The sequence below is a fragment of the Bradyrhizobium ingae genome (assembly GCF_055791185.1).
On record NZ_JBVUBB010000037.1, the window covers coordinates 72,214 to 81,571 of the forward strand.

The following is a 9,358-nucleotide window of genomic DNA, read 5'->3' on the forward strand; positions in this document are numbered from 1 at the left end:
AAAGCCCTCATCATATGTAAAATTTTACGGATACTGTTGAAGAAGACTTCACACCCGCGCCCCTCTCGCGCGCGCGGTGCTGCAATCGTTGCGATATCCGCGATGCCTCGCGCGCGAAGCGGCAACTCACCTGACCCAGCGAAGAGGCGACACCGCGCGCGATGTCGCCTCATAGGATAACGCCGGTAATCAGTTGCTGGCGGCCTTGTCGTGCTGCGCCATGCCAACCGCCTTGTAGTCATAGGTCGGATAGAATTCGGTCCGGTACGGTCCCCACGCGCTGTCCTCGATGATGCGGTTGACCTCGCGCAGCCGCGAGGCCGGCAGACGCAGCGTGATCACCTGGCCGATGCCCATCATCACGTACCAGCTCACCACCTCGACACCCGCTGGTGGGAAGGATTTGTAGTAGCCTTGGCTCTCGAGCTGCGCATTCAGCTCGTGCAACGGGCGCGACTGATCGTGCTTGAAGAACACCGTGAGCATGACTGCATTGTCGGCAGTCGGCGTGGCATTGCCCGGCGGCGGCGCGGTCTGCGCAATGGCCGCGGACTTGATCGCCAATGCGCCGGCCAGCAATGCGGCCATGGTCAACGTCGCTTTTACAGATCTCATTTGCGAGGTCCTTTCCTTCCCGCTTGCCACCCCGGACGAGGGGCGGGCGTCAGCCCACCCTATATTCGCCCGAGATGTTCTTGCCAGTGTAGTCGCTCATTGCCGCGGTCGCGATCAGGCTGATCACGGCGCACAGCGCGACATAGGCGGCGACCGCGGTTGCCGACTGGAAGGTGCCGAACAGCCAGGCCGCGATCAGCGGCGCCGGTCCGCCGGCGATGACGGAGGCGAGCTGGTAGCCGAGCGAGGCACCGCTGTAGCGCAGGCGTCCAGTAAAACTTTCGGCGATCAGCGCGGCCTGCGGGCCGTACATCATGTCATGCGGGATCAGTGACAGGATGATGGCGAGGAAGATGATCGGCTCCGATCCGGTGTCGAGCATACGGAAATAGATGAAGCCGAACACGCCGGTCGCAGCCGCGCCGATCATGTACATGTTCTTGCGCCCGATGCGGTCGGACAGATGGCCGAACAGCGGGATCGAGACAAAGGACAGCACCGAGGCGCAGAGCACCGCGGTGAGCAGGAAGTCGCGCGACACGTTCAGCGTCTTGATGCCGTAGGCAAAGATGAAGGCGGTGAAGATGTAGAACGGCGCCTGCTCGGCCATGCGGGCAAAGGCCGACAGCAAGATCTCCTTCGGATGCTCCTTGATCACTTGCAGCATCGGCGTGCGCTCGACTTTTCGTTCTGCAACGAGTCTCGAAAACACCGGCGTCTCCAGAATGCCGAGCCGGATGTAGAGGCCGACGCCGACTAGGATGAGACTCAGCGCAAAGGGCACGCGCCAGCCCCATGACAGGAACTGCTCGCCGGACATCTGGCTGAAGGCGAGCACGGCGAGGTTTGCCAGGAACAGTCCGCAGGGCACGCCGAATTGCGGCCAGGAGGCGACGAGGCCGCGCGAGTGATCGTTGCGCGCCCATTCCATCGACATCAGCACCGAGCCGCCCCATTCGCCGCCAACGCCGATGCCCTGGACGAAGCGCAGCACGGTCAGGATGACCGCGCCCCAGATTCCGATGCTCTCATAGGTCGGGACCAGCGCCACCGCGAAAGTGGCGAGCCCCATCAGGAGCAGCGTCGCGATCAGCGTCGATTTGCGGCCGATGCGGTCGCCGTAATGGCCGAAGATGGCGGCGCCGACGGGCCGGGCGGCGAAGCCGACGGCGTAGATCGCGAACGCCTCGAGCGTGCCGACCCACGGGTCGGAGTGCGGAAAGAACAGTTTTGCGAAAACGAGGCCGGTGACGGTCGAGTAGAGGAAGAAATCGTACCACTCGATCGCGGTGCCGATGGTGGAGGCGATCACAGCGCGGCGCAGCTGAAGCTGGTGCTCGCTGTCGGTCAGTGAAATCGGGTCGACATGGGAGATGGACATGGCGGGAGCCTTTCGTGCAACGGCGCCCCCCGAGCCCCTACTGTGCATGGGGTTGTTTCGTCGAAAAAACCTCCTGGCCTGCAACACGGTTCCAAGAGGATCGCGTCCGGCGGGTTCGACTTTTGGGGAACCCGGTCCTTTGGACGGGCGACTGTGAAGCAGTTCACATGCGTCTTGCCGCGCCTGCGCTATGAATCCCACCATGTGGTGATGGGCTGCGTGAGGATCGCAGCGATGACTATGCGGCGTATGATGACGTGGTGGTTCTGGTTCGTGCTGTCAGGACGATTTCTCGATCGTTTCCTGAGCCTGCCGCGCGTGCCGCGGAACTAGCCGCGAGCTCAGCTCTGCCCGATCAGCTTCCGGAGCGCTGCCGCACCGTCCTGCACGGCATCCCGCCCCTTCCAGGCCAGATATGTCAGCTTGCCCGCGAACGAGTCGTGGTTGCGCAGGCGGCGCGAGCCGAGGATGTGGCCGACATTGGCGGGGAATCGGCTGACCTCGGCGGCGACGAGCCCAGCGATCGCGTCCATCAATTGTTGCAGGCGGATGCCCCACTCGGACGACTCGATCTCGTCGATGCGGACCTTGAGCGCATATTCGGTGTCATAGATTTCGGCGAGCAGGTCGCGTGCGATCAGCACCCGGTTGTGCTTGAGCGCGACCCGAAGCGCGAGGCGCCTGTCGTCGAGCTGGTCGAGCACCATGGGAACCGTGATGGCATAGGGTGTGGCGGCGATATCGGCTGCAGTTTTTGTCGGTGCGGACCTGGTGGCAAGGCGGATCAGCTGCCAGGGCGTCTTCAGCCGCCGTGCCACCAGCGCCAGCGCGAAGGGCAGCGCCTCGGGATTGGCCTTCCTGAAGGCGTCGAGGCGCGTGGCGATCTGCGCCACCTGGCCATCGTCGAACTTCGAGATCTTTTCGGGCAGCTTCTCGTTGAACTTCGCCAGCGCGGCGCTCGCGCGCAGCACCTGCAGCATCTTGGTTACATCGTCGAAGGCAAAGCGCGAGGCGGTGTATTGCGCGAGCTTGGCGCGAGCGAGCTCGGTGCCGTCGGGCGAGGCGAGCGTGTTCTCGAGCACCTTGATGACCTTGATCTGGAACGCGGTCGCGGTCTTCAGCACGTCCTTCGGGTTATTGGCGGCGACCTGATCGTTGATCGCCTTGGTGTAGTCGCGCGCCATGGTCGGGAGCAGGTCCCGGCAGATCCACTCCCAGATCGGCGTCAAGGTGTTGCGCGAGATCCGGCCCATATTGGCGTGCTCGGGCGCGCCGTCCATCAAGAGCAGCTCGAGCGGAGCGAAGAAGGAGCGCGACGGACTGGTGGCGCGCGCCTGGCTCGAACCGTCCTTGCGGAATTCGGCGCGCAGCTTCGCCTGAATGTCGGGCGAGCCCGGCATGTCGATGCCGCACAGCTCCAGCCGCTCAAGCTCGCTGAGCAGACAGCTCCGCGATAGCGGCGTCAGCCTCTGCAAGAATTCCCAGAGCTGTTCGACCTGGCTCATGGCACGCAAGTTTCCGCAACTTTTCCCGAACTTGTTACTGGTTCGTCGCGGAGAGGCATTTGCGCGCTCTCAACTGTGCTCAGAGAAGCAAGTCACTGTTAATTAATCGGTAAAGTCGTACGGCGCCGCCATCCGGTGGTCATTCTGGCGTTAAGAAGGGTTTTCAGGGGATGCCTGAAACTTAGGCAGAATCTGCAACCTATGCGTGACAATGCGCTTGTTTCTACAAGCAAAGCTTGCGTTATCGTCGGGGATTTAGCACGAAACACGCAAAATCACCGTAGTCTTACGGAACACAAAGTTAACCACGATTCGCCCCGGGTTCCGCTAAACGAATCACATGGGGCAACAGAATGATCCGATCGCTGATTCGCGATCGTCGGCTTGGTACGAAAGCAGCACTTCACCGCACGAAGAGCTCGAACTCGCCCGGTTGAACGCCGCCCGTGCCAAGGCTTCCGAGGAGACCGCCAGTGCGATCGCCCGCGAGCTCAACGGTCCCCTGACTGCCCTTCTTCTCTATATGGGCGAGATCAAGCATCACAGCGATCAGCTTTCCCCGGTCTCCGCCGATCGGGCCTATCTGCAGCGCGTGGTCGAGAATGCTCTGGCGCAGACCGAGCGCGTCTGCACGCTGGTCAAGCAGCTCGGCGGCGCGTCGCAGAATGGCGTGTCAGGGATCGACGACGCCGAGGTGAAGACGGGACCCGCGCCGCTCGCCTTGCGCCCGGCCGGCAGCGAGCTCTCCGGCCCGCATGGTTCGAAGCGGTTGACCAGGCGCGAACGCGAGGTGCTGGGGCTGATCAGCGAAGGCTATTCGAACAAGCAGGGCGCGCTGCGAATGCAGATCAGCCCGCGTACCTTCGAGAGCCATCGCGCGGAGGCCATGCGCAAGCTCGGTGCGCGCAACACCGCGGATCTGGTCCGCGCGGCGCTGCTGCAGTCGATCGATTGAGGCGGGCGGCCGTGTCGTCTCAGTAATAGTCGTCGGCGAAGGGGCGCGCGCGTGAACTTGGACGCAGCGGCTTCATCTCGTCCTTCGCCGCGCTCGGGATGATCGTGATGGTCCAGCGCGGCGGGATGCTCGATTCCTGTTCCAGCACGGAGCGCACGAAGCCGGTCACCGTGTCCTCGCCCGACTTCACCGTCGCCATGCGGCCGTTGAACTGAGCGATACGGAAGCGGCGGACTTCCTTCTGGTCCGCGGTTTCATAGGTGAACATGGAAACCCTCCTGGTCTCGCGCGACTATCGCCACCTATGATTAGCCAAGGGTTGATTAGCCATGTGTGAAAATCCCACGCCGTAGAAGTACGGCGGGATTTTGCACGAGGGATCAGGCGTCCGCCGCGCGGGCCGCGGCGTAGGCTTTCGCCATCGCGTCCAGCAGCTTGCGGTAGGCGGCGTCATCGAGCGCGGCCGCGTCTCGTTCGAGTTGCTGGGCGAGCGCCGCGAGCCGCTGATAGCCGAAGGTGCGCGCCGTACTCTTCAGTGAATGCGCCTCACGTTCGATCCGGGCGCACTGCTGCGCGAGGGCGAGATCGCCGAACAGCTTCAGTCGGGCATCGGTCTCGCTCCAGAACACGGCGCGGACCTCGCCGGCCCCGTCCTCTCCGATCTCGCGCACCAGCGCCTGGAACGCACCGGGATCCCGTACCGGTTCGGCGGTGCCCCAGGATTCGGCGGACAGCGGGGCGGCAGTTTCATGCATGATCAGGTTCTAGCGGCCGAATGTCTACGCCGTGTAAATTTCGTGCCTGGTGACGGCAGCCGGCCTTCCGGATCATCGCTGCCCAAGCAGCTGGTCATACTGAGCCTTCACCGTCGCATAGCATTCGCAGGCGGTCTGGCGCAGCCCGTCGAGATTGTTGATCTGGATGTGGCCGCGGCTGTAGTGGATGAAATTGGCTTGTTGCAGCGTGTTGGCGACCAGCGAGACGCTGTTGCGCCGTGCGCCGATCATCTGCGCCAGGTTTTCCTGGGTCAGCAGCAGCCTGACGTCGCCCGACAGGTCGTGGATCTGCAACAGGCACCGGGACAGCCGCGATTCCACGGGATGGGCGGCATTGCAGCCGGCGGTCTGCTGGACCTGCGCATAGACCGCAAGGCCGTGGCGCGCCAGCAGGGTCCGCAAGGAGGAACTCTGGTCTGCGGCCGCGCGCAACCGGTCGATCTCCATCACCGAGGCCGTGCCGCCGATGAGCACCACCGCGCTGTTCAGCGCGCTCGCATCGCCCATCGCCGACAATGTTCCAAGCAGGCTGTCGCGGCCGATCATGGCGACCTGCACATGCTCGCCCTTGGCGAGTTCCACGACCAGCGAGATCACGCCGCGATGCGGGAAGTAGGCACGCTTGAGCGTTTCGCCCGCCTCGACCAGCACGGCGTCATGGGGCAGATCGGTGATGCGTAAGTGCGGGCGGATCAGCTCGTAATCGTCCGCCGACAGTGCAGACAGGAAACCATTGGATGGACGCACCATCGTTTCCATTACTGCCTCCCGTCTCTCCCAGCCGACGACGCGCTGACGCGCATTCGCCAATCCTCGCACGGGTTTATGGGGCGCATCATGTGCCTTCCGGGATATGTTGGCAATTGGACATATGACGTCCTGGAGCCGCGTTTCGAGGGGCGTGAATGGCGCGTGTGCACGTCGGCATGCACATGATGTAGCGTCACCATGACGCAGCCTGCCGGCTCAGGGAGCGGATAGCCGCAGCCGTTCATAGACATTCTTCACCGCGCGGTAACACGCACAGCATGTTGTCTCCAACGCGCGGCAGTCCGTGATCTCGATCTGGCCGCGGCTGTAGCGGATGGTGCCGGCCCGCTGCAACGAATGCGCGACCAGCGAGATTGCGTTGCGTCGGACGCCGATCATCTGCGCCAGCAACTCCTGCGTCAGAGGTACGGTCGCGCTGTCGCAGAGGTCGCGGGCGCGCAGCAGCCAGCGCGCAAGGCGCGCTTCGACCGGATGTAGCGTGTTGCAGAGCACCGATTGTTGCGCGTGGGCCAGCAGAGCCTGTTCGTGCCGGATCATCAGATGGCGGAAGTTCGGACTTCTGTCGGCGACGCCGCGAAACCTGGTGCAATCCAGGCTCACCGCCGTGCCTGGAAACAACGGTGTCCGCTGGCGCGGCCCAGCCGGCCAGCGCGGCGCCGCTGCCAATGACGCTGTCGCGGCCCAGCATCGCCACCTCGATCGTCTGTCCCTCTGCGAGATTGACCGTCACCGAAACCGCGCCGCGAAGTGGGAAGTAGACCTGCTTCGGTGGAGCTCCGTCCACGCCCAGGGACATCTCCCTGGCCAGCTCGACGGTCGCGAAGTGGGGCTCGAGCAGCGCGAAGTCCGCTGAATCGAGCATCCTCAGCAACTGATTGGGCGGGCGACCGCTTGCGATCATGCGAAACCAGTCCGGCGCTGCGGTTCGTTGTCACGCTGCGAGCGTGTCGTGGCGCTGTTGCACGGCTGGTCCACAATACAATATAAGTTGTATATTAGTCTATATACACGTTGGAAGGCGGGCGCCTCGCAGCAGTTGCGACGGAAACGATAGCGCGCGCATCGTTTGCTGATCCGCAGGCGGTAGAGCAGGCATGCCCGATCCTGCCCGAACCACGCCGGCAGAGCCCTCGCGGGCGCGCGGTTGGGTTAGCGTACCCTCGTCCGGTGTGCTCATGGGGTAAGGGTCTGTTTACCTCGAATGCCCGTCGCGGGTGTTGCGCCTGGAGACCGCAATCGCCGGCCTTCCGCGCGAAGACGGATGCGGATGATCTGATTCACTCGGCATAGCGCCTTCACCGCCGAGGCCTTCTTTTGCGGGGCGTTACGCGACACCGGGCACGTCGACCATTTGCGTCATCGCTGCGACTCCTGCGGCCGATTTTGCCTGATAGCGCCGGGCGCAGCGCCAAATGACAAAGTTGTCTTCAATATCCGTATTAGCACGGAGGTCGAAATTAACGCGGCCGTGAAATGCGATGTCTAACGATTGAGAGGAGGGCACTGCGTCGATGTTGGGAAGAGCGGCTCAGGCGTCGCCACCAAACACCCTCCGCTTGGCAAAGGTGCCGATCGTGTTGCGATCAAGGCCGGACAGCCGGCAGCGAAGTCCAGGTTAGTAAGGCGTAGTCCATGGATGATCTGTTGCGGGAGTTTTTGACGGAGACCAGCGAGAGCCTGGACACCGTGGACAATCAGCTGGTGAAGTTCGAGCAGGAGCCGAACAACGCCAAGATCCTGGATAACATCTTCCGCCTCGTTCACACCATCAAGGGCACCTGCGGCTTTCTGGGATTGCCGCGGCTCGAAGCGCTGGCGCATGCCGGCGAGACGCTGATGGGCAAATTCCGCGACGGCATGCCGGTGACCGCCGAGGCGGTGACGGTGATCCTGTCGTCGATCGACCGCATCAAGGAGATTCTGGCCGGGCTGGAGGCGACCGAGGCCGAGCCCGAGGGCACCGACCGCGACCTCATCGACAAGCTGGAAGCGATGGTCGAGCAGGGCATGGCGGCCATGGCTGCCGGTAGTGCGCCCGTCGCCGACGCGCCGCCGCTCGCGCCGGAGGCCCCGGCCGCACCGGCCCAGGAGATGACCCAGGGCACGCTGATCGAGCAGACGCTGGAGCGGCCGCTGCGTCCGGGCGAGGTCTCGCTCGACGAGCTCGAGCGCGCCTTCCGCGAGACCGCGATCGAAGTGCCCGCGCCGGCGGCTGCGCCTGCCGCAGCGCCCGCACCGGCCGCCGCGCCGGTTGCGAAGGAGGCCGCCAAGGAGGCGAAGGCCAAGGAGGCCAAACCCGCGCCCAAGAAATCGATGGCGGACGAGAGCCTCACCGAAGGCGACCGCGTCGCCAACCAGTCGATCCGCGTCAACGTGGATACGCTGGAGCACCTGATGACCATGGTCTCCGAGCTGGTGCTGACCCGCAACCAGCTGCTGGAGATCTCCCGCCGCAACGAGGACACCGAGTTCAAGGTGCCGCTGCAGCGCCTCTCCAACGTCACCGCCGAGCTGCAGGAAGGCGTCATGAAGACGCGCATGCAGCCGATCGGCAATGCCTGGCAGAAGCTGCCGCGCATCGTCCGCGACCTGTCGAGCGAACTCGGCAAGCAGATCGAGCTGGAGATGCACGGCGCCGACACCGAGCTCGACCGCCAGGTGCTCGACCTCATCAAGGACCCGCTCACCCACATGGTGCGCAACTCCGCCGACCACGGCCTGGAAACCCCGGCCGAGCGGCTGGCGAGCGGCAAGGGCGAGCAGGGCACCATCCGCCTGTCCGCCTATCACGAGGGCGGCCACATCATCATCTGCATCGCCGACAACGGCCGTGGCCTCAACACCGAGAAGATCAAGGCCAAGGCGCTCTCGAGCAACCTCGTCACCGAGGCTGAGCTGGAGAAGATGAGCGAAGCCCAGATCCACAAGTTCATCTTCGCGCCGGGCTTCTCGACCGCGGCCGCCATCACCTCGGTCTCGGGGCGCGGCGTCGGCATGGACGTGGTGCGCACCAATATCGACCAGATCGGCGGCACCATCGACATCAAGAGCGTCGCCGGCGAAGGCTCCTCCGTCACCATCAAGATCCCGCTGACGCTCGCCATCGTCTCCGCCTTGATCGTGGAGGCCGGCGGCGACCGCTTCGCGATCCCGCAGCTGTCTGTGGTCGAGCTGGTGCGAGCCCGCGCCAACAGCGAGCACCGCATCGAGCGTATCAAGGACACCGCAGTGCTGCGGCTGCGCAACAAGCTGCTGCCGCTGATCCACCTCAAGAAGCTTTTGAAGATCGACGACGGCGCGGCCTCCGATCCCGAGAACGGTTTTATCGTGGTCACCCAGGTCGGCAGCCAGACCT

Annotated in this window: 9 protein-coding genes; 2 read left to right on the forward strand and 7 right to left on the reverse strand. The window is 64.0% G+C overall.

The annotated features are described in order from the left end of the window. Nucleotides 1–189: 189 nt before the first annotated feature. The 3 genes from ACV1FX_RS34495 to ACV1FX_RS34505 all read right to left on the reverse strand — a co-directional run bounded on the left by ACV1FX_RS34495 (nt 190) and on the right by ACV1FX_RS34505 (nt 3,501). Nucleotides 190–615 (reverse strand): hypothetical protein, encoded by a 426-nt coding sequence (locus ACV1FX_RS34495; RefSeq protein ID WP_473122000.1) that lies wholly within the window; start codon nt 613–615, stop codon nt 190–192. A gap of 49 nt (nt 616–664) precedes the next feature. After that, nucleotides 665–1,996: an MFS transporter gene (locus ACV1FX_RS34500; RefSeq protein WP_473122001.1), complete on the reverse strand. Its 1,332-nt coding sequence runs from the start codon at nt 1,994–1,996 to the stop codon at nt 665–667. A 341-nt stretch (nt 1,997–2,337) separates the two neighbouring features. Further along, nucleotides 2,338–3,501 (reverse strand): hypothetical protein, encoded by a 1,164-nt coding sequence (locus ACV1FX_RS34505; protein ID WP_473122002.1) that lies wholly within the window; start codon nt 3,499–3,501, stop codon nt 2,338–2,340. Nucleotides 3,502–3,841: 340 nt separating this feature from the next. Between ACV1FX_RS34505 and ACV1FX_RS34510 the strand changes: the two genes are divergently transcribed. After that, nucleotides 3,842–4,456 carry a LuxR C-terminal-related transcriptional regulator gene (locus ACV1FX_RS34510; RefSeq protein ID WP_473122003.1) on the forward strand — a complete coding sequence of 205 codons (615 nt, stop codon included), beginning with the start codon at nt 3,842–3,844 and terminating at the stop codon, nt 4,454–4,456. A 19-nt stretch (nt 4,457–4,475) separates the two neighbouring features. Here ACV1FX_RS34510 and ACV1FX_RS34515 read toward each other — a convergent pair whose 3' ends face one another. From ACV1FX_RS34515 to ACV1FX_RS34530, 4 genes are all read right to left on the reverse strand, one after another. Then, nucleotides 4,476–4,724 (reverse strand): hypothetical protein, encoded by a 249-nt coding sequence (locus tag ACV1FX_RS34515; RefSeq protein ID WP_473122004.1) that lies wholly within the window; start codon nt 4,722–4,724, stop codon nt 4,476–4,478. Nucleotides 4,725–4,836: 112 nt separating this feature from the next. Continuing rightward, on the reverse strand, nt 4,837–5,211 hold the full coding sequence (locus tag ACV1FX_RS34520; protein WP_473122005.1) for an Hpt domain-containing protein: 375 nt from the start codon (nt 5,209–5,211) through the stop codon (nt 4,837–4,839). A 72-nt stretch (nt 5,212–5,283) separates the two neighbouring features. Then, nucleotides 5,284–5,991, reverse strand: coding sequence for a Crp/Fnr family transcriptional regulator (locus ACV1FX_RS34525; RefSeq protein WP_473122006.1), 708 nt, complete (start codon nt 5,989–5,991; stop codon nt 5,284–5,286). 207 nt (nt 5,992–6,198) lie between these two features. After that, complete coding sequence (locus ACV1FX_RS34530; RefSeq protein WP_473122007.1) at nt 6,199–6,669, reverse strand: Crp/Fnr family transcriptional regulator; 471 nt, start codon at nt 6,667–6,669, stop codon at nt 6,199–6,201. Between the two features lie 966 nt (nt 6,670–7,635). Between ACV1FX_RS34530 and ACV1FX_RS34535 the strand changes: the two genes are divergently transcribed. Continuing rightward, nucleotides 7,636–9,358 (forward strand): chemotaxis protein CheA (locus ACV1FX_RS34535; RefSeq protein ID WP_473122008.1); only part of this gene is annotated, 1,723 nt, incomplete at its 3' end.

Excerpts from the sequence above, each read along its gene's own strand:
- ACV1FX_RS34515 (WP_473122004.1), bottom strand. The coding sequence starts at position 4,724 with ATGTTCACCTATGAAACCGCGGACCAGAAGGAAGTCCGCCGCTTCCGT.
- ACV1FX_RS34495 (WP_473122000.1), bottom strand. The coding sequence starts at position 615 with ATGAGATCTGTAAAAGCGACGTTGACCATGGCCGCATTGCTGGCCGGC.
- ACV1FX_RS34505 (WP_473122002.1), bottom strand. The coding sequence starts at position 3,501 with ATGAGCCAGGTCGAACAGCTCTGGGAATTCTTGCAGAGGCTGACGCCG.
- ACV1FX_RS34500 (WP_473122001.1), bottom strand. The coding sequence starts at position 1,996 with ATGTCCATCTCCCATGTCGACCCGATTTCACTGACCGACAGCGAGCAC.
- ACV1FX_RS34525 (WP_473122006.1), bottom strand. The coding sequence starts at position 5,991 with ATGGAAACGATGGTGCGTCCATCCAATGGTTTCCTGTCTGCACTGTCG.
- ACV1FX_RS34510 (WP_473122003.1), top strand. The coding sequence starts at position 3,842 with ATGGGGCAACAGAATGATCCGATCGCTGATTCGCGATCGTCGGCTTGG.
- ACV1FX_RS34520 (WP_473122005.1), bottom strand. The coding sequence starts at position 5,211 with ATGCATGAAACTGCCGCCCCGCTGTCCGCCGAATCCTGGGGCACCGCC.